Origin of the sequence: uncultured Algibacter sp., from assembly GCF_947487605.1 — a bacterium.
In the GTDB taxonomy this organism is placed as follows: domain Bacteria; phylum Bacteroidota; class Bacteroidia; order Flavobacteriales; family Flavobacteriaceae; genus Algibacter_D.
In genome coordinates this window covers 1-22,379 of record NZ_CANKXK010000010.1, presented here as the reverse complement: position 1 = coordinate 22,379, position 22,379 = coordinate 1, and the positions used below count along the sequence as shown (strand labels likewise).

At 31.5% G+C, this 22,379-nt stretch carries 14 protein-coding genes; 7 read left to right on the top strand and 7 right to left on the bottom strand.

The features are described from left to right. The first annotated feature begins 219 nt into the window (after window positions 1-219). Entirely contained in the window at window positions 220-4,194 is a 3,975-nt protein-coding gene (locus Q0739_RS11785; protein ID WP_298238937.1) for a two-component regulator propeller domain-containing protein, read from the top strand. A 90-nt stretch (window positions 4,195-4,284) separates the two neighbouring features. Here Q0739_RS11785 and Q0739_RS11780 read toward each other — a convergent pair whose 3' ends face one another. Both Q0739_RS11780 and Q0739_RS11775 read right to left on the bottom strand, forming a co-directional pair. After that, window positions 4,285-5,643, bottom strand: a complete 1,359-nt coding sequence (locus tag Q0739_RS11780; protein ID WP_298238936.1) for a pyridoxal-phosphate dependent enzyme — start codon at window positions 5,641-5,643, stop codon at window positions 4,285-4,287. A gap of 2 nt (window positions 5,644-5,645) precedes the next feature. After that, window positions 5,646-6,881 (bottom strand): FtsX-like permease family protein, encoded by a 1,236-nt coding sequence (locus Q0739_RS11775; RefSeq protein ID WP_298239021.1) that lies wholly within the window; start codon window positions 6,879-6,881, stop codon window positions 5,646-5,648. Between the two features lie 67 nt (window positions 6,882-6,948). Between Q0739_RS11775 and Q0739_RS11770 the strand changes: the two genes are divergently transcribed. Both Q0739_RS11770 and Q0739_RS11765 read left to right on the top strand, forming a co-directional pair. Next, complete coding sequence (locus Q0739_RS11770; RefSeq protein WP_298238935.1) at window positions 6,949-8,145, top strand: DUF1343 domain-containing protein; 1,197 nt, start codon at window positions 6,949-6,951, stop codon at window positions 8,143-8,145. 12 nt (window positions 8,146-8,157) lie between these two features. After that, window positions 8,158-9,228, top strand: a complete 1,071-nt coding sequence (locus Q0739_RS11765; protein WP_298238934.1) for a serine hydrolase domain-containing protein — start codon at window positions 8,158-8,160, stop codon at window positions 9,226-9,228. 36 nt (window positions 9,229-9,264) lie between these two features. On the opposite strand, the gene Q0739_RS11760 is transcribed toward Q0739_RS11765, so the two are convergent. Then, a complete protein-coding gene (locus tag Q0739_RS11760) occupies window positions 9,265-9,756 on the bottom strand; it encodes a YkgJ family cysteine cluster protein (RefSeq protein ID WP_298238933.1) in 492 nt (163 codons plus the stop codon). Window positions 9,757-9,855: 99 nt separating this feature from the next. On the opposite strand from Q0739_RS11760, the gene Q0739_RS11755 reads away from it, so the two are divergent. Beyond that, the gene (locus Q0739_RS11755; RefSeq protein ID WP_298238932.1) at window positions 9,856-10,551 is read left to right on the top strand and encodes a methyltransferase domain-containing protein; all 696 of its coding nucleotides are present in this window, start codon (window positions 9,856-9,858) and stop codon (window positions 10,549-10,551) included. Here Q0739_RS11755 and Q0739_RS11750 read toward each other — a convergent pair. The 3 genes from Q0739_RS11750 to Q0739_RS11740 all read right to left on the bottom strand — a co-directional run bounded on the left by Q0739_RS11750 (window position 10,538) and on the right by Q0739_RS11740 (window position 16,016). Continuing rightward, window positions 10,538-11,086, bottom strand: coding sequence for a DUF1287 domain-containing protein (locus Q0739_RS11750; RefSeq protein WP_298238931.1), 549 nt, complete (start codon window positions 11,084-11,086; stop codon window positions 10,538-10,540). The genes Q0739_RS11755 and Q0739_RS11750 overlap by 14 nt on opposite strands. Before the next feature lie 92 nt (window positions 11,087-11,178). Then, window positions 11,179-12,915 carry a TonB-dependent receptor gene (locus tag Q0739_RS11745; protein ID WP_298238930.1) on the bottom strand — a complete coding sequence of 579 codons (1,737 nt, stop codon included), beginning with the start codon at window positions 12,913-12,915 and terminating at the stop codon, window positions 11,179-11,181. Between the two features lie 80 nt (window positions 12,916-12,995). Further along, the gene (locus Q0739_RS11740; protein WP_298238929.1) at window positions 12,996-16,016 is read right to left on the bottom strand and encodes a tetratricopeptide repeat protein; all 3,021 of its coding nucleotides are present in this window, start codon (window positions 16,014-16,016) and stop codon (window positions 12,996-12,998) included. A gap of 227 nt (window positions 16,017-16,243) precedes the next feature. On the opposite strand from Q0739_RS11740, the gene Q0739_RS11735 reads away from it, so the two are divergent. Continuing rightward, window positions 16,244-16,927 carry an ATP-binding cassette domain-containing protein gene (locus Q0739_RS11735; protein ID WP_298238928.1) on the top strand — a complete coding sequence of 228 codons (684 nt, stop codon included), beginning with the start codon at window positions 16,244-16,246 and terminating at the stop codon, window positions 16,925-16,927. Here the strand turns inward: Q0739_RS11735 and Q0739_RS11730 are convergent. Beyond that, a complete protein-coding gene (locus Q0739_RS11730; RefSeq protein WP_298238927.1) occupies window positions 16,924-18,543 on the bottom strand; it encodes a right-handed parallel beta-helix repeat-containing protein in 1,620 nt (539 codons plus the stop codon). The two genes, Q0739_RS11735 and Q0739_RS11730, sit on opposite strands and share 4 nt — an antisense overlap. A 233-nt stretch (window positions 18,544-18,776) precedes the next feature. On the opposite strand from Q0739_RS11730, the gene Q0739_RS11725 reads away from it, so the two are divergent. Then, on the top strand, window positions 18,777-19,643 hold the full coding sequence (locus tag Q0739_RS11725) for a T9SS type A sorting domain-containing protein (protein WP_298238926.1): 867 nt from the start codon (window positions 18,777-18,779) through the stop codon (window positions 19,641-19,643). A gap of 533 nt (window positions 19,644-20,176) precedes the next feature. Further along, the coding region (locus Q0739_RS11720) for a hypothetical protein (protein ID WP_298238925.1) at window positions 20,177-22,379 on the top strand (2,203 nt) is incomplete at its 3' end.

The window sequence follows — 22,379 nt, the reverse complement described above, 5'->3', positions numbered from 1 at the left end:
TTTTTGTTTGGTAAACATTCAAAACCAAAATTCGTCGGTGATGTAAAATTCAGTATTAATGAGATTATCTTGGATTTAAAACATCTCATTTATCATTCAAAACATTTCAAAACCCTTGTTTTTAAAGAAATTTTAAGACTGTGACACGATTTGACACTCTATGAGACAATTAAAAGCGTATTAATATTTATATTTAAGTATTAAAACATTTTAGAACTTTTGAAGAAAACACTATTTTTTACTTTGTTCCTTTTAGGTATATATAACTTACTATATACTCAGAACTACTATTTTAAAAACTATGGAGTAACTCAAGGGCTTTCTCATAGTACCGTATTTTGCTCGCTTCAAGACCAACAGGGTTTTTTATGGTTTGGTACAAAAAATGGATTAAGCCGTTTTGATGGTAAGACCTTTAAAGTATATCAAAACAACGATCATGACTTACATGGTTTGAAAGGAAATTACATAAAAGCTATTCACGAATTTCATAATTTAATGTGGGTAGGCACCGATAAAGGATTGTTTTCCTATAATCCCAAAAATGAAAAATTTAGTGTAGTTGAAAACACTCAGGGCTTTCTTGTTCAAAATATTGAGAATGACAGCATTGGAAATTTATGGTTTATTGCTAATGATGCTGTTTACAACTATAATATGGCAACGAAAAGTCTTAAAAATAGTTCACAAGATTTTTTCAATAACCCCAGTGCTATAGTTTTTGATAAGGTTGGAGACATGTGGGTATCATCAAACGGACTACTTTATAAAAAATCTAAAAATGAAGCGTCTTTTGTAAAATATGACATTACAATTTCTAAAGCTACTTCAGAAACAATTAAAATATCTGATATGCTTTTAGTAGATGAACATACCTTAGCTATTGGTACATTAAGACACGGTGTTGTTCTGTTTAATCTTGAAAACAAAAAAACTATTAAAACACTTAAAGACACCAACAACCTTTTATACATTAGAAACCTTATGAAAAAAGGTGATGAACTATGGATTGCTTCAGAAAGTGGCATTCTTGTTTATCATTTAAAAAATGAAACCAGTATGCATTTAACAAAAGATATTAATAATCCATATTCAATATCTGATAATGCAACGTATTCCTTAACTCTAGATAGAGAAGACGGTGTATGGGTAGGGTCTTATTTTGGAGGTGTTGATTATTATTCTAAATCTAATAATTATTTTGAAAAATATTTCCCTATCGCTTCAAAAAATTCTATTAGTGGTTTAGCTGTTAGAGAAATTTGTGGAGACAATTACAATAATATATGGATTGGTACCGAAGATAATGGTTTAAACAAATACAATAAAAAAACTGGGGTGTTTACAACTTACAGCTCTAAACATCTATCTCATTATAACATTCATGGTTTATTAGTGAGAGACAATGAACTTTGGATTAGTGTTTTTGAAAACGGTGTAGATGTGATGGATATTTCATCTGGAAAAATAAAAACACATCATGATTTAGTTCAAGATAGTGATTTAGATGGGAATTTTTCAATCACCCTTTATGAAACCAAATCTAAAGACGTTTTTGCTGCTACTACGCATGGAGTTCAACGGTTTAATCCAAAAACAGAAGGGTTTGATAAGGTGGATTTTTTTCCAGAGAAATATGTTTATAATACATTTTTAGAAGATAGTAATGGTTGGTTATGGGCAGGCTCTAGTAATGGCTTATACTACTATAAACAAGATACTAAAGAAAAAGGGTATTTTAAAAATAAAGAAGATGAGCCACTTAGTATTAGTTGTAATATGATTAATGGTGTATTTGAAGATAGTCGCCATAATATATGGATTACAACCGAGAATGGGCTCAACCTATTTAATAGAACCTCTCATACTTTTGAAATATTTAATACCAAAGATGGTTTCCCAAGTGATGTGTTCTATGCTATTATAGAAGATGAACATGGCTTATTTTGGATAACCACAGCCAATGGATTGGTGCAGTTTGACCACACCAACAAAGAAATTATTACTTATACTAAAGCCAATGGTATTTTAAGCAACCAATTCAATTATAACTCTGCGTTTAGAGATAATAACGGTAAGATTTTTATGGGCAGCATCAATGGTATGATAAGTTTTAATCCTAAAGAATTTACCAAAAATAATTTTAGTCCGCCCGTTGTTATTACATCTTTAAAAGTTGATAATAAAGACTTACTTGTAGATAATGCCAATTCTCCTTTAACAGAATCCATTACCACTATAGACAAAATCACTCTTGATTACACACAATCTACATTTAGTTTAGATTTTGCAGCTTTAGGATACGTAGCTCCAGAAACCACAGACTACTGGTATAATATGGAAGGTTTAAACAACAATTGGATTTCATTAAACCATGAAAATCGCGCTTTTTTTACCGAATTACCTATTGGAGACTATACGTTTAATGTTAAATCAAAAAACGGAAGTGGCGTTTGGAGTTCTAATACCACTAGCATACAAATAGAAATCCTCCCTCCTATTTTACTATCAAAAATTGCCTATTTCATATATGCGCTTTTAATTTTCATGCTTATATATTTTACTTCAAGGTTTTACCATAAACAGCAAAAATTAAAAAACCTAAGTAGATTAAGACAAGTTGAAAACAAAAAAGAAAAAGAACTCTATCAAGCTAAAATAGATTTTTTTACCAATGTTTCCCATGAAATACGCACACCTTTATCACTCATTAAAGGCCCTTTAGAAAAAGTCTTAAAAAAGCCTAATAAAGATCCTGAAATTTCAGATAACCTATCGATAATCGAAAAAAACACGCAACGCCTCCTTAACCTTGTTAATGAGCTATTAGATTTTAGAAAAACAGAAATGGAAGTGATGAGCTTGTCTTTTATAAGAGTTAATGTCTCGGCATTGATTAAAAGCGTTCATGGACGATTTAAAAAGGAAATTGAAACTAAAGAATTGGATTTTGTTTTTGAAATGGATGCCACCGATGTTTATGCGCATTTAGATAAGGAAGCTGTTAGAAAAATAATAAGTAATCTTATAGGAAATGCTATTAAATATGCTGATAAAAAAATTATTGTATCCTTAAAAGCCGAAAATGAGTTTATTGAATTTTGTATTAAAAATGATGGAAACTTAGTCCCCGAAGAATTAAAAGATAAAATTTTCGACCCATTTTACAGATTAGAAGCCGCTAAAACAACAAAAGGAACGGGTATTGGGTTATCTTTAGCGCTGTCATTATCAGAAATGCACAACGGAAGTTTGAGCTTAGACACCACATCAAAAACCATGAATGTTTTTGTTTTAAAACTCCCAAAAAATCAAGAGAATAGATTTCATTTATATGATGAGCCAGAAAACGAAAACAACCCAGATATCGAGACTAACACAAACTCTGAAAATGACACCATTGCTGACTCAATTATAAAAATTCTTGTTGTTGAAGACAATCTTGACTTATTAGACTTTGTTACAAACGAATTAGATACTACCTACCATGTTATTAAATGTTCAAGTGCAGAAGAAGCACTCACAAAATTAGATGACACCAATATTGGCTTAGTGATAAGTGATGTAAATATGCCTGGTATGGATGGATTTACCTTTTGTAATTATTTAAAAACATCAATTGCTTACAGCCATATCCCCATCATTTTATTGACTGCAAAAACAACATTAGCCTCAAAAGTAGAAGGTTTAGAGTCTGGTGCAGATGCTTATATAGAAAAACCGTTTTCTATGGATTTTTTAAAGGTTAGAATTCATAATTTACTAGAAAACAGAAAGCATATTGTAGAACATTACACCACGTCTCCTTTAGCACATATATTGAGTATCGCCAATACTAAAACTGATAAAACTTTTATTGAAAAATTAGACAAAACTATTGATGAAAACATGAGCGACCCCAATCTTAATGTAGAAACCTTGTCTGAAATCATGTTTATGAGTCGCTCTACCTTATACAGAAAAATAGATAATATTTCTAGTTTAAGTCCTAATGAACTTATTAATATATCCCGACTCAAAAAAGCGGCACTTTTACTTTCGCAAGAAGATTATAAAATTTATGAAGTAGCCGAAATGGTTGGCTATAATTCTAAATCTAGTTTTGGCAGGAATTTCCAAAAGCAATTTAATATGACTCCAACAGAGTATAAAAAGACATTAACAAATACCAGTACTACGAAATTGGATGCTTAGTGTTTACTAAAAACTGATGGTTTTATAATATCTTAACCCAATACGCTTTGTTTCAGAAAAGCTGTGTTTCAAGTTATATTAACGTGATTTCTATAAAGCACTAATAATATCGTACTTTGTAATAATTTGATAATTGTTGTCATCTAACTTTACCAAAACCGCGTTATTATCTCTGTGAATCAATTTAGAAATCGCTTCAATAGGTATGTTTTTTTCAACAATAGGAAACGGTTTGTGCATCACCTCTTTTATTGGTAAATCTGAAATATCCTTGTTTTCAATATACTTTCTCAACAAATCAGCTTCATCAATTGCTCCAACAAAACCATTAGAATCTTCAACAGGTATCTGAGAGATTTTATACTTCTTCATACGCTCTATAGCGTGAGACACCAATTCTTCAGTTTTAACAGTAATCAATGGTCGTTCTGAATGATTTGAAACAATATCTTCAGCAGAAGTCATTTCATCATCAATAAATCCGCGTTCACGCATCCAATCATCATTAAACATTTTACCTACATAACGACTCCCATGGTCGTGAAATAACACTACTACAACATCGTCTTTTTTAAAGTGATCTTTTAATTGTAGTAATCCCTTAATAGCTGCTCCCGCAGAATTACCAAGAAACATACCTTCTACTTTCGCTAGTTTTTGTGTATAAATAGCAGCATCTTTGTCCGTTACTTTTGTAAAACCATCAATAACACTAAAATCTACATTCTTTGGTAAAATATCCTCGCCAATACCTTCAGTAATGTAAGGGTAGATTTCATTTTCATCGAAAACTCCTGTTTCGTGGTATTTCTTAAAAACACTTCCGTAAGTATCTACACCCCAAACTTTTATATTAGGATTTTTCTCTTTTAAATATTTACCTACACCAGAAATGGTTCCTCCTGTTCCTACACCAACTACAAAATGTGTAACCTTTCCATCTGTCTGTTTCCAAATTTCTGGCCCTGTGCTTTCGTAATGCGCTTTAGTATTACTTGGATTATCATACTGGTTAACATACCAAGAATTTGGCGTTTCCTCAGCAAGTCTTTTTGAAGTAGAGTAATAAGATTTAGGGTCTTCTGGCTCTACGTTAGTTGGGCAAACAATTACTTTACTACCTACAGCACGCAAAATATCCATCTTCTCCTTACTTTGCTTGTCGCTAATAACACAAACCATTTTGTATCCTTTAACTATAGCGGCTAAGGCTAAACCCATTCCCGTATTTCCAGAAGTGCCTTCAATTATGGTTCCTCCTGGTTTTAATCGTCCATCGGCTTCGGCATCTTCAATCATTTTTAAAGCCATTCTATCTTTAGTAGAATTACCAGGGTTAAAAGTCTCGTATTTTGATAAAACCAAACATGGAAGATCCTTTGTTAACTTATTTAATTTAACAAGCGGTGTATTTCCAATTGTTTCAAGTATGTTATTTGCATATTCCATATTTAATCAAATCTTATAGCTTTAACTGGTGATATTTTGGTTATAATATACGAAGGCAATAGTAACATTAATAGGCATAATATTAATGTACCAAGATTTAATGCAACTATATAACTTAAACTTATATATACAGGTGCTTCTGTTACGTAATAAACGTTAGGGTCTAGTGGAATTAATTTAAAGTATTTTTGAGCAAACAAAAGCCCTAAACCAATAAGGTTACCCCAAAACAAGCCCAATACAATTAAATAAGAAGCATTGTATAAAAACAACTTGCGTACACTCCAATTATTACTTCCTAAAGCTTTTAAAATGCCAATCATTTGAGTACGCTCTAATATTAATACAAGTAAAGCTGTTATCATATTTATTCCTGCTACAAGTATCATAATACCAATGATACCATATATGTTTTTATCGAATATTTTAATCCACTCAAAAATGGAGTAGAACTTATCTGTAATAGCCTGAGTATTTAATAATGATGGTGTATTTTGATAAATCTCAATCGTCTTTCTTTCAATATTATCGAAATCGTCTATAAACACTTCAAAATTGCCTATCTCGTCTTTTTCCCATTTATTAATACGTTGTAAATGTCTTAAATCTCCAATAATATAAGTAGAATCAAAATCCTGAAATCCAGAATTATATATACCAACGATATGATATGTTATAATATTTGGGGACTTAGCAAGGTCGCTCTTAGCAAATACCATTTGAAACTTGCTATCCAACTTAAATCCTAATCTGTTAGCCAAATATTGAGATATTAAAACTTCTTCATTTCGTTTGGCTGAATAATCTGGAAGTCTTCCTTCTATTAAAAATTCTTTAAAATAATCCCAATTATAATTTGCATCAACTCCTTTTAAAATAGCAGCTTCAAAATCTGTTTCAGTACGAATAACTCCTAATTTGGTAGCTACAGCCTGAATATGCTTTATTCCTTCAACCAACTTAAACTCTGGGTAAAATTCTTGGTTCTTAGAAATTGGATATATCGTTTCTTGAGAATTGTTACTATCGTAATTGCTAATCGTTACATGTCCATTAAAAGCAACAACTTTGTCACGTATTTTTTGCTGTAAACCAATACCTGTTGCTATGGCAATCATCATAACAATTATACCAATAACAATTGCAGCGATACCAATTTTTATTATTGGTGCCGAAATACTACTTTTATACGCTTTACTACCAATAATGCGTTTAGCTATAAAATACTCGTAATTCAAACTTAATATGCGGTTTAATATTTTCAAAAATACAGTTTTCCCTATAATTATCGGGACTGTTTTAATAATGATTTCTTGTGCAAATTCAGCAAAGACTGAAAGCAAAAATCTAAGCACAGAAACTTTAAAAACTAACGAGACCCTAAAACAAGTTAAAGGTGATGAAAAAATAATTGTTGGTGCGAATCAAACTGAAATATATCTACCTTTATTAAAAGGGAAACGCATTGGTATTGTTGCAAATCAAACCAGTGTTATTTTTAAAACTCACAATAAATTTACGCATCTAGTAGACTCACTAATTTCACTTAATATTGATGTAAAAAAAGTATTTGCACCAGAACATGGGTTTAGAGGTATTGGAGATGCAGGCGAACATTTAAACGATGAATTTGATTCAAACACTGGATTACCAATTATATCTTTACATGGAAAAACTAAAAAACCTTCAACAGCGCATTTAAAAGATATAGACATTTTAATTTTTGATATTCAAGACGTTGGTGTTCGTTTTTACACTTATCTCTCAACACTGCATTATATTATGGAAGCCTGTGCAGAAAATAATATTCCTTTAATAGTTTTAGATAGACCGAATCCTAATAGTCATTACATAGATGGCCCAGTTTTAGATATTAAATTCAAAAGTTTTGTTGGCTTACATCCAGTACCACTTGTTTATGGTATGACTATTGGCGAATATGCACAAATGATTAATGGCGAAAAATGGCTCGATAATGGTCTTGAATGCGACCTTAAAGTTATTTCATTGAAGAATTACAATCATAGTTTAAGCTATAGCTTACCAATAAAACCTAGCCCTAATTTACCTAATGATAAGGCTATAAATTTATACCCAAGTTTAGATATTTTTAGAGGAACACCAATTAATGTCGGGCGTGGCACAGATTGTCAGATGCAACGTTATGGAGCGCCATTCTTTCCAAAAAGTGAATTTAGTTTTACACCCAAATCTAATGAAGGAGCAAAACATCCTAGATTTAAAGGAGAGAAATGTTACGGTACAGATCTAAGAGATGAATCAAAACTAAACCGATTTACTTTAAAGTATGTATTAGATGCTTATAAAAAAACTCCAAAAGAGATACCTTTTTTTGGATCTACTTGGAATATCCATTCAGGTAATGCTATTTTAAAAAGCCAAATAGAAGCAGGATTAACGGAAGAAGAAATAAGAGAAACTTGGGAAAAAGACCTAGAGAATTTTAAAAAAATTAGGGAGAAATATTTAATTTATGAATAAGCTTTCAAATACATGAAAAGTCAAATTATAGCCTTTATTCTAGTTTGTTTCTTTTTTTCATGCAAAACACCTCGTGAAAATTTTAAACCAAAACCTGTTTCTGCTTCAGATTATGCCCTAGCTTTTCTTAAAAAGAATGACATCCCAGGAATGTCGATAGCTGTTTCAAAAAATGGTACGTTAATTTGGTCTCAAAGTTTTGGGTTTTCAGATTTAAAAACATACTCCAAAGTAACTAAGAACACTAAATTTAGAATTGCAAGTATTTCTAAACCAATAACAGCTATAGCTTTAGGAACACTAGTTGACAAAGGTAAAGTTCACCTTGATAGCAGTTTGTATAAATATCTGCCAGATTTTCCAAAGAAGAAATACAATTTTACGATTCGGCAAATTGGTGGTCATACAGCAGGTATTCGACATTACAAAGGCAATGAATTCAATTTAAATAAAAAGCTATCTATTACTGAAGGGTTAAATATTTTTAAAGAAGATTCGCTTCTTTACAAACCACTAAGCAATTATAAATACAGTACTTATGGTTATAATTTATTGAGCGAAGTTATTCAAACTGTTGCAGACACTAGTTTTAGCACCTATGTGAAAACTATCATTTTTAACCCCTTAAATATGAATGCTTCTACCATTGATAATTCAGATTCTATTTTACCTAATAGAACTCAGTTTTATATTAAAAACAAAGCAAACAAAGTTGTTCTTGGTCCCGAAGTAAACATTGAATTTAAAGTCGCAGGAGGCGGATTTCTATCCACTTCAGAAGATTTAATCTGGTTTGGTAATGAAATAATATTTCCAAAAATAGTTTCAAAAGAAACACTCCAAGAATTATTAAAGCCTCAAGTTTTAAAATCTGGAGAGATTGTTAATTATGGTGTTGGTTTTAGTTTAGATAAAACTAAAAAGGAAACTCCTAGATATAGTCATTCTGGTAGTGGTATTGGTGCATCAACTTTATTGCTAATTTACCCAGAAGAACGCATCGTTATTTCTATTCTTACTAATTTATCTCAAGTACCTATTTTTGATTTAGGGAATCAACTAGAAGCTATTTTTGTGAATTAATTTTCACTAGAAATTGTTTAGCAAAATTGAGCATCTCTATTTTATTCTTTTTTTCATTTCTTCTACAATATTAAAAGCCGCAGGGCATATAGCAACATTTTTTAAAGTTAAATTAGAAATTTGCTGAAATTTTTTTCTATCCGTGTGCGGAAACTCTCTACAAGCTTTAGGACGTACATCGTAAATCGAGCAATAATTGTCCGTGCCTAAAAAAGTACAGGGAACACTTTGAAGCACATAGTCGTTATCTTCATCCAGACGTAAATAATTGCTAATAAATTGCTGAGGCTTCATTCTAAAATGCTTAGAAATCCTGTCTATATCTTTATCGGTAAATAGTGGCCCCGTTGTTTTGCAACAGTTAGCACAGTCTAAACAATCGGTACGTTTAAATTCGGCTTCATGTATTTCTTGCATCACATAATCTAGGTTCTTAGGTGGCTTCTTTTTAAGCTTAGTGAAGAATTTTTTATTTTCGTTATGCTTATCTTTGGCCTGCTTTGGAAGATTTTTAATTATGTCTTGCATGGTGTAAAAATAAACAAACTTGTCATTCTGAACTACGTGAAGAATCTAAAATTAATAAGATGCTTCGACAGGGTTCAGCATGACATAACAACATTAATTTTGAAAGACCTTTTCGGAAAAGCTTTATTAGATTATCAAAATGGAAACTATACTGAAGATATTATTACTTCAACTAGTATTTCAGATGATGATGTTTTACCTCTTCCCTATTTATTCCGAAAATTTAAAAGCATGCCTGCGTTAGAACAAAAAGCGTTAAAACTCAGTAAAGGAACAATTTTAGATGTTGGTTGCGGTGCAGGAAGCCATAGTTTGTATTTACAAGAAAAAGGCTTTAATGTAAAAGCAATAGATATTTCGAAAGGTGCTATTGAAGTTGTAAAGCAACGTGGTGTTTTAAATGCTGAAATCAAAGATATTTTAAATGAAGTTGAAACGTTTGACACCCTGCTTCTTTTAATGAATGGTACGGGTATTTTTCAAGAAGTATCTCAAGTTTCTAAATATTTATCGCATTTAAAAAGTTTACTGAAACCAAACGGACAAATTCTTATTGATTCGTCGGATATTAAATATATGTACGAAGATGAAGATGGCGGTTATTGGATGGATATGAACTCTAGTTACCATGGTGAACTCGATTATTTTTTGTCTTACAAAGGTGAAAAAGAAAACCCCATGAAGTGGCTTTATTTAGATTTTGAAACTTTAAAACTAGCTTGTGAAACGGTTGGGTTGGAGTGTGAATTGGTTTTGGAAGGTGCGCATTTTGATTATTTGGCTAGATTGAGTTAAGTCTGTAATGCCCAATTATTGTAAAATTAAACAAACAATCTTCAATAACTTGACCTGAACCAATATTGTGAACAATAAGATTTCGTGAACCTTCTTTCGATTTTCTATTAACGACAATGCCAATATGAGTCACAGCACCTCCTAGATTCCAGCAAACAATATCACCAGGTAAATAATCATGAGAAACTTTGGTTATTGGTTTTTCAGCACCTTTTCTTTTGAAATAGCACATTAGATTAGGGACTCTTCTATGGTCAATATTTTTATCCGTAGTCTTCAATCCCCATAGTTTTGGATATACTCCAAAATTAGCTCTCATATCCTCATGAACTTCCTTCTGTAAATCAAGACCAAGTTTTCTGTAAGCTCTAATAACAACATCAGTACAAACACCTTTATTTTGTGGAACATCACCATTTGGATAAGCAATTGAAAAATAACTTGGATCATAGGTGACTTTTTGTTCGATTAATTCTAACGCAGCATCAGAAAGGGTTAATTCTTGTACAGCACTTTGAGCAATGCTTACATTCAAGAATAATATTGAAATAATGAAAAGTAGTTTTTTTATAAAAGCTGAACTTAAATTTAAAAGATTACCACGTCGTTTTACTCCTCGTAATGACCTTAAAAATCAAACTTAAAAGTAGCACCCGCTAAAAATTGAATACTTTGCACTGGATAATCCATCCATTTTTGGTAAGCTTCATTTGCTATATTATTTGCTTTTGCAAACACCGATATTTGGTCATTTATATGATACCCTAAATGAGCGTTGGCATCAAAATAACTATCTAAATCAACCGTCATGGCTCTAAATCCTTCAAGCGGATCAATAATACTTAATAAATCTTTACGCTCGCCTACGTAAAACAAATTAGCGCCTGCAAACCAATGTTCATTAATTTGATAATCTAAAAATAACGAACCTTTTATATCTGGTAAATTCCACGCTTCTGCTTCATCATTAGTTGAATAATTAAAATATTCTGCTTTAATCCCTAACTTAAAATTTCTATTTACATCAACGTTAATTTCACCAGAAACTCCAAAAGTATCAACATCATCGTACACAATTCCGAAGGAATTTCCATATTGATAATTCTCGGCTTCTGTAAAATCTAATAATGTTGTATTACTTCTAAATAACACTTTATCTCTATCGGCTAAATAACTTCCGCTAATATTATAGCTCATATTGCTAGACAGTTTTCCTTTTAATCCTATATAAGCATTGTATTGCTGATCTGTTGGCATAATAGTCAAAGTTGGTGACACAAAAGGGTTTTCAGTTGCTAACCCATGATAAGAATTCTGTATTAAACCACCTTCAATACCTCCATAAGCAATTAAAATATCGTTAACCAAACGGTAACTTGCCGTTACATTAGGGTATACATAAAACCTGTTATCGCCTGTTTCTTTTTCATTTAAATAGAAAGCAGAAAAGCCTAAATTAACAGTTAAATCATCTTCCTTTATTTGGTAACTTGGTGTTATTCCTATCTGGAAATTACCATAATTTAATTCGTTCATAGAATCGTAACTTCTATCGAAAGTACCGCTCAAGTAATCAAAAGTAATTTTAGTCGATACTTCTTCTCCATTTATTGGAATATCGATTAAAGTATTCGCCATAAACCTGTTTTCTCCAGAACCTTGATTATCTCCAAAGCGTCTAAAAAAGAAACTTCCTGAATTTATATAGGTATCTTCAAAAGTAATATCGCCACCAAAATGCGCGCTAAAAAAAGAATGATCGGTTTGAATATCTGCTCCTTGTGCAAAAGAAGTTAATGCCTCTGGCACACCATACCAATTATTTGTGAATCTTTGAAAACCTCCTTCTACATTCCATGACAAATCACGCAACCTAGACGCATAGTTTACATTGATTTTTGAATTTGAAAAATCGTCATCAAATTGAACACCTTTTATACCTCCTTGCGATGAATGGTGGCTAATATAGCCGCCCACACTTTCTGTTCTACTAATGGCATGATTTAAATAAACCTCTCCTAAAATAGTGGTATACGTACCAAAACCTATTGTTGCATAATTATCATACAATTTAGTGGGTTTAGCCTTCTCTACAATTGCTGCATTTCCTTTTGCTGGAGTAAAAGTAGATGCCACTGGAAATGAAAAAATATTGTACTTTACTTCTTGTTTGGAATCTGTAACCTCATCATCCAAAGAAGGAATTTCTTTCACTTTAAAAGCGTCTGATATTGATGGTGTATATGGTTTTACAACATCTATTACACCCGTATTTATTGTATCATTTTCTCTTTGTTGTGAAAAAACAAATGCGGTACTAAATAAAACGGCTACTATAATTATATTTTTTATGTGCTTTCGCATATTTAATTTTTTAATGATTTATGAGATGCTTCACATCGACTGCACCCAGTGCAGGCTCGCTAAGCATGACAATTAAATTACTAATCTTCTGGTTGAATTGATGAATTTGTTTTAGCTTCTTTAGCTTTTATTCTACTTAATTCTTGTTTAGCCTCCTGCACAACATCATCAAACTCTTTAAAGTTTTCAATAACGCTTTCTAGAATATAGGTAGCTTGAAAAGCATCTCCTAAGGCATCATAGTTTTTAGCCATAAGTACCAAACCTTTCGCACTGTAATATTTATATCCAGAAAAATCTTTAGCTAACTTTTGCACCGCTTTATTTGATGCTTCATGCTTACCTTCTTTATTTTTGAAATACGCATTATAATATAAAGCTTCGGCTGCCATTTCTCCAGATGCAACATTTTCAACCTTAGCATAAGCTGTTTTAGCTTTATCCTCATCACCTGTTTTAATTGCAGAACGTGCAATAATTATATAGGCATCACTTTTAATTTTATTATCAATTTTAGAATTGGTTAATACTTTTTCTGCATAAGAAACAGCATCATTATAATTTTCTAATTGATAATTTGCTTTCATCAAGTTAGATTGTGCAAATACCACATTTTGAGGAAAGTTTGCTTCTTCTTCTAATCTCAGCAATAAAGGTATTGCTTGATTCCAGTCTTTATTCTCTAAATGAAACTGGGATAATCGCGATAATGCTTCTTCGGTATATTCACTTTGTGAAGCATCAACAACATACTTATAATGAGGTGCCGCATTTGCCGTTAAATCTTTTTTATAATATAATTGTGCTAAATAAAAATGAGCTTGCAGTGCGTGAATACCATTTGAGAATTCATTTAAATAACCATTAAACTGTTTAATAGCTTTTTCTGTATTATTATCTAAATATTGTTTTTCGGCTGCTTCGTAAGTGGCATTGTCTAAATCGGCATCGGTAACTTCTACATAGTCTAATGTTCGAACCCAAGAAGCATAATCGTCAACACGACCTAAATCAATATAAATTAGTCTCGCAGTAGAAACTGCTTGTACAGCCTCTGGTGTACCTGGATAATCCTCAGCAACTTTCTTAAACTTGGTTAAAGCCTGTTCATTTTGACTTCCATTATAATAGACCAAACCTTGTCGCAGCAATGCCTTAGGCACAAATGAACTCATACGGTATTCGCTACTTAAACGATTGTAAACAGCCATGGCTTTATCTGTTTCGTTAGCTTTTACATATGAATTTCCTAATTCATACATGGCATCATCGCGCAATTTAGATTTAGGATACGATTTAATAAAAGTTTCTAATTCAGATATTTTTTTTGAAGACTTTCCTGTATAACCAATACTTATCGCTTTTTGGAAAAATGGATAATCTGATTCTATTTCATTTAAATCAATCGCATTTTCATAAGCATTAATAGCATCATTATATTGACTTGAAACAAAATGACCATCTCCTAAACGTAAATAGGCATCATTAAGGCGCACTTTATCTTCTTTTTTATTGGCTATAAATTGATTAAAATACTCTGTGGCGCTCGGATAATTTTTTTGTTTGAAATAAGTATAGGCTAAATTATAGTCTATGTTTTCAATTTCTGGTGTAGAAGCCGATTGCGTTTGCTGCTGAAACTGCTTAAACCCAATTAAAGCATCATCATAATTAGTTAAATTATAATCTGCTTCTGCTTTCCAAAAAGTAGCTCTTGCTGTATATTCTGGATCTCTTGGTTCTTTTAAAGATTCATCAAAAAGCAAACGAGCTTCTTGGTATTGCGTTTCATTATACAACTCAATACCTCTGTAAAATGCTACTTTTTGGTAAGCAACTTTATTTTCGAAATTTTTCTTTCCTTCAAGTAGCTTTAAGGCTTCTTTATAATTTTTAGACGTAATATATGAGTCTATTAAAAGCGTCTCTATTTCTTCTTTATAAGGTGTATTTGGGTATTTATTTAAATATCCAGCTAACACTTGAGGGGCTGACTGATAAGGATTACCAATTTCGTAACTAATTTTAGCATAGTTTAACCAAGCATCTTCTTGAATTTTTAAATCGAAATCCATTTCTGAAGCATTTTTAAAAGCATTTAATGCCTCTTGCTTCTTACCTAAATTAATATAGCTCTCACCTAAATGATAATAGGCATTTTGAGCGATAGAATTTCTTCCATCTACAATTTTATTAAATTCTGAAATGGCGTTTTCGTAATCTTTCTGTTTATAATAGGCGTATCCTAATTGGTAATAATCGGTGTTATTCCATCGTCCTCTCTTTCCTTTATATTCCTTTAAATAAGGAATAGCTTCTTGATACTGCTCTAAATTAAAATAACTTTCTCCAATAATTTTTGAGAGTTCTGAAACTTCGTTTTCATCACCTGTCTCTAATCGCTCCTTAGCAAGTTCGATTGCCTTTTCAAAATTACCTAATTTGAAGTTTAAATCGGCTTGGTAATAAGACAGCTTTTCTTGATAACGCTCTTGGTCACTTACTTGATCGAAATACTCGTTTGCTTTATCGTAATCGTCTCCTTCATAAGCCATAAATCCAATATAATATTTAGCCTGTGAACCATACTCTTGAGAATTCTCAACACGAGTTAAATATTTTTTTGCTTCTTTATAGTTTTTGGTTGCAAATGCCGAATAACCATTATTGAAATTGAATTTTTCTTTTTCGCTTCTTGCTAAAGCACTTTCATTTACTTTATCATACCATTTTTTAGCATGGGCGTACTTTGAATTCTCAAAATAATAATCGCCTACATCAACAAAAGCAGTGTTCCGTTTTGTACTGGTAGGATAATCTTTTACAAAATCTTCAACTAAACCATCGGCATTTTGCTGATTTAAACGTACAGCACAATTAGCGATGTAATAAGCGCAATCCGATTGTAAAACCTCTTCTTTTGCTGTTTTCTTTATAGTACCAAATAAAGACTGTGCTGCGAGATATTGCTGATTATTATATAATGATAAGGCCTTTTGATAGTCAACTAAATTACTGGTATACGCTGCAGATTGTTGTGCCCAAACTTGAAAACTAAAAGCTATAACGAACACTAGCGTTACAATATTTTTTAAAGTCATTAACGATTCGTTTTTTATTTTAAAATCAAAGATAATTTAATATGAATCTTATAACGTAATAATCGTGCCATAATTATAAACCGAGTTGTTAAAAGTTAAAAAATACATTCGTAGGTAGTCCAATTAATAAATTGATGTAATACTTGCTTCAAACTTTTTACGTTTAGTTTTTACTTTCAACTTTTAAATAATACTTTTACAACGCTTTAAAAAATATCATTTATTTTATGCCAAATCCTATTTTAGAATTAAAAAATGCTTCTATTTTTCAAGGTGACAGTTTAGTACTTTCAAATGTGAATGTTGAAATTAATAAAGGAGAGTTTGTATACTTAATAGGAAAAACGGGAACTGGTAAAAGTAGTTTCATGAAAACACTTTATGGCGATTTGCCTCTAACCAAAGGCGATGGTAATATTGTAGATTATAATTTAAAGACTCTTAAGGAGAAAGATATTCCATTTCTTAGAAGAAAGTTAGGTGTTGTATTTCAAGATTTCAAGTTATTAAACGATAGAACCATAAATGACAATTTATTATTTGTTTTAAAAGCAACTGGCTGGAAAAACAATAACGAAATGAATGCCAGAGTTGAAGAAGTTCTTGCCAAGGTTGACATGAAAACCAAAGGATTTAAATTCCCACATGAACTTTCTGGTGGCGAGCAACAACGTGTTGCCATTGCAAGAGCCTTACTAAATAACCCCGAGCTTATTCTTGCGGATGAACCTACCGGAAACCTAGATCCACAAACTAGTGTTGAAGTTATGGAAGTTTTGCAAGACATAAATAAAAATGGTAATACCATATTAATGGCTACTCATGATTATGCGTTACTACTTAAATACCCTAGCAAAACCTTGAAATGTGATGAGAATCAGGTTTATGAGGTCGTGCAACGACAAAACTAAAATAATCTTTTAAATAGGCGTCCAAAAAATGATTTGCGTTTTGGCTCTTCAACTTTATCAAATTCAACTATAAAAACACCAAAATTACTTAAGGTTTTTTGAGCGCGATCATTATGAAGTGGTTTTTCAAACACTAAATTATTCATAGGGAAGTTAATTTGAATAGATTTATCAAGTAGTCCAGTTTTTAAAACTTCTTTTCTATTTTCAATATCTATAATTTTATAGCTAAGACCTTCATTAAGTTTAAAACTAGAGAAATCTACTTTAACATCCTTTCCTTCTTTACTAAAAAGAGTCACTCTAAATAAGTTTGGTTTGTATTCATTTTGGGTGATATCTAAAACATTATTCAATCCAAATGATTTAATATGTTGCCATCTGCTATTGGTATCAAAATTGAATTTAGATTTCCATTCTTCAAGATTATAACTGTTTTTTTTATCTACCCTAAAGGACTTATTCTTTTTTGTATAATACATATTATCATTAAATATCCATTTTGAAGGGTCATAATTTTTAAACAATGTAGAGTTTAAAAACACATACCCACTGTAAACTCTATTTTTTTTAAAACTCAATGAATTTGCTTGCAAAATTCTTAACGCATTATTTCTTCCGAGTATAGTATTATTGTGAATACTTATATTTTCTACTGGTGCATTCGCATGAAAACCAATAGTCAATGAAGCAGCATCCCCATTTACTTGATTCCTATTATAATCAGTATTATGATAAAGTATATTATTTTTAATATCAATATTCTTAGCAATATTTATTCCATTTCTATCGTCTGTAGCTAGAATTATATTATCTACTGTTCTGTGACCAGACGGTAAACCACTATTAAATATTACATTATTATCTAGAGTTATGTTTTTTACATAATCTTTATTTGCTTTTCTATTTGCAGACCATATTTCAACACCCTTGTAATAATTATTAAATATGATGTTATTTTTTATTAAACGTGTTTTATCCCCTTCATTCTGCACATACATTCCTGCTCCAAAAGCTTTTCCCTTTTCATCTACAAAACCATTATTATAAATAATACAATGAGAAATTAAACTACCATTGGTTTGCCTCCAAGAGCCTATTCCCCCTCCAGGATTATTATATATTACTAGATTAATTAATTTACAATCTGAACCACCTTTAGTATGCGTAATACCGTTAACTTTTTGAAAATCACCTTTTCCTTTTATTCTAGAAAATTCACCTAACCATGTAATTTCAAAGTCTTTAAAAATTACATTGTTTCCTTGAATGGTCAATACTGCCTTTTTGTTTGAAACTACATTCCCGTTTAATATTACTTTATCTTTTTTAAATGCAGAAACAGTAATATACTTATTAGCAATCGTACTTTTTAATGTACTAATAAAACGCCCATTATAAACCCCTTCATGCAGCCAGATAATAGCACCTCCATTTACGGTTTGAGATTTTTGATTTAGTGCGGTTTGCAAATCCCAAGGATTCCCGAAGCTCCCAGTACCTATTGATTTACCATGATTATTTTTATCATTCTTCGGAAATACATGAAACTCTTTTTGAGCTATAAGATTTAGTTGAAAAAAAGTGATAACTATAAAAATGTAGATATGTTTCATAAAAGTTTAAAATCAAGTATTGTACCAAATAGAAATTAGATAAAAATACTTTTCTTTTTAAGAAATGTTTTTTATCTAATTGAAAAATAAATACTTATTTACCAAAAACTATAGTATGTTAACTTAATAAAAAACATGTTTTTTAGATTAAATGTAGGTTCAAAGCTATAAACGGTTAGAAACAAATACATTAAAATTATATATTTGCAATATAAAATTTAACCTAAGAACTTATGAATAAAAATTACTTATTAAACACCCTAGCATTAATTATTGGTATTAATTTATTTGCTCAAACTACTTTAACACAATCTGCAGATCCTATAACTATTAATACCACGGGAATAGCATGTACCAAGGTTATTGAAAAAGATTATGTCGACAACTCTTTTTATAGGGTTTATAAACTTTCAGATTTTGGCATTTCAGGAGACTTTGAAATAAGCTCATTAGAGTTTGGTCAAGGTAAGGCACGTGATGGCAAAGAATTGACATTGAATATATATACTGTAGATACTGACGATTTATTTACAGCTTCATTTGGCGCACCTATAGCAAGTACCTCATATATATGCTCATCAGGCGACAATAATAAACTAATAAGTGTAGCTTTGTCTGTTAATATACCTACAGGTTCTATCATTGCTTTTGAAATATTTGCTGCCGAAAACGGAGATGGTCTTGGATCAACTGATACTACGGAAGATTTCCTTCCTGGATTTAATTCTGGTTTGGAGAATGATCATAGTTATTTACAAGCCCCTGTTTGTTTTGCTAATAAACCAACAACTTTAACTAACCTTGGTTTCTCAAATAACAGGTATGTTATGAATATTGTTGGATCTGAAGTATTAGGAGTTAATGATTTTAATGCTTTTAAATTGTCCATATCTCCCAATCCTACTAAAGATATCATTACTATTGACACAGGTTCTTCCAATGCAATCACTAACATGAATTTGTATAATATTACTGGACAATTATTACAAAAAAGCATCAAATTACCAAGTGTCGATTTATCTGAACTTAAATCAGGAATTTATCTTTTAGAGGTTAGTACCATAAAAGGAAAAGCGACTAGGAAAGTAATTAAGAGATAAGGAATTAAAACTAATTTCCTGTTTTCATCCAATATTTGATTTTACATTTCTAACTTTAAGGTTTTTTAATTATATATTAAGTCTTTGTTTTAAACTATTTTTAACACATAAAAGGCAGCCATGGTAATAATTACTGACAAAATAGATTAATTTTTGAAATACATAAAATTACCTTTCATCGATTTTTTTTGCTTTTCGTAGATGTTTTATGATTTTTTATCTTATATTGGTTCCCTATAAACTAAGCTTTAAAAATAATTTATTCTTTTAAGCTAGGTTTGTATGCTAACTAACTGTTTTATAACAAATTAATATTGATTAATCAAAAATGAAATGTTTCAACGACCTACTATAGAATAAAAGCGTATTTCAACGAGTATATTTGCTATATGTAGACCGTAGTAATAATTTTACACTTTCCCTCATTAAATTGGTTAATAGCACTTTGAACCAAAATACTTACTATTACTAGATAAATCAATATCTAGCAGTAGTTATTATTAGTTAGTGCAACGCCCTAAAATTAACTATTTATGAAGAAAAATTACATTCAAAAAATTGTTCTCCTTATATGCCTATGGTCTTTTAGCATCAACCTACATGCTAATAATGATTATGTAAGTAGAATATCTTCAACGACAACACCTACAAATACTTTTTATTACGGAGCTATTTCTGATTATGCTAAATTGAGTAATAATTTTCTAGCCAATAACATAAATGAATCAACATCAAACTTTGTTCCTCCTACAGCAAATTGTCAAGACATAACTGTTTCTTTAGACTCTTCTGGAAATATATCTATCGCTGAAGATGCGGTTAATAATGGAAGTACTGGTGCAGGAACACTATCTTTTGATACCGATATAACAGATTTTGATTGCTCAAATATTGGTATAAATTCAGTAGTTTTAACAGTTACTGATTCAGATGACCCAAGTAATCCAAGCACTTGTACAGCAACCGTTACAATAACAGATAATAGTACTAGTGCCTCGGTTAGCATATCTACTCCAAATACAACTATTTGCGAAGGAGATTCTGCGACGTTTACCGCTGTTCCTACAAATGGAGGAACACCTACTTACCAATGGCAAGTTAATGGCGTTAATGTTGGAACTAACAGTAGTACATTTTCTTACTCTTATAATAGTCCTCCATCAATACCGCCTTATGGAAATGGTGATGTGGTTACTGTTATCATGACATCGAATCTTTTTGCTTGCGATGTAACAAGCAATCAGGTTATCATGACGGTTAATCCTTCCGTTGTACCTTCTGTTACTATACAATCTACAGCTACTACTATTTGTGCTGGTGATTCTATAACGTTTTCTGAAGATTTAATATTTAATGGTGGACTATCGCCCTCATATCTTTGGTTTGTTAATGGTGTTTCAACTGGAGTAACAACTGCTACTTATACAACATCATCATTAAATGATAATGATTTTGTACAATTACAAATAACACCTTCTGCTGAAGTAAATTGTCCTTCTCCAGCACAAGCAATAAGTCCTCAAATTGATATATCAGTGAACCCACTCCCTACTCTAAGTACTGTTGATGGTTCAGTCTGTGCTACTAGTCAAACCAGTATTGATTTAAATACTTTAGTAACAACTAATGGGACTACCGTTACATTCCATGCATCTCAAGCCAATGCTGATAATGACACAGGAGCTATTCCTCCCTCTGTAAGTCCTGCTTCAGCTACAACTTATTTTGTAAGAAGTGAACTAGCAACTGGATGTTACAATACCGATACCATTTTAATTTCTATTGACCCACTCCCTTCTGTAAATGCTGGAGTTGGTCAATCTATTTGTATTGGAAATTCTTTTGACTTAGCTTCCATTGCCTCTGGTAGTGGAACTCTAACATATCATACATCACAAGCAGATGCCGATAATGATACTGGAGCTATTTCATCAACCGTAAGTCCTGCTGCAACTGCTACTTACTATGTAAGAAGTGAAAATGGTACAACAGGTTGTTATAATACAGATAGCGTGCAGATTACGGTAACTCCTTTACCTACCCTAAGCACATCAAACGGTTCAGTCTGTGCTACTAGTCAAACCAGTATTGATTTAAATACTTTGGTAACAACTAATGGGACTACTGTTACATTCCATGCATCTCAAGCCAATGCTGATAATGACACAGGAGCTATTCCTCCCTCTGTAAGTCCTGCTTCAGCTACAACTTATTTTGTAAGAAGTGAACTAGCAACTGGATGTTACGATACCGATACCATTTTAATTTCTATAAATCCATTGCCTACTTTAAGCACTATTGATGGTTCAGTCTGTGCTACTAGTCAAACCAGTATTGATTTAAATACTTTAGTAACAACTAATGGGACTACCGTTACATTTCATGCATCTCAAGCCAATGCTGATAATGACACAGGAGCTATTTCTCCCTCTGTAAGTCCTGCTTCAGCTACAACTTATTTTGTAAGAAGTGAACTAGCAACTGGATGTTACGATACCGATACCATTTTAATTTCTATTGACCCACTCCCTTCTGTAAATGCTGGAGCTGGTCAATCTATTTGTATTGGTAATTCTTTTGACTTAGCTTCCATTGCCTCTGGTAGTGGAACTCTAACATATCATACATCACAAGCAGATGCCGACAATGATACTGGAGCTATTTCATCAACCGTAAGTCCTGCTGCAACTGCTACTTACTATGTAAGAAGTGAAAATGGTACAACAGGTTGTTATA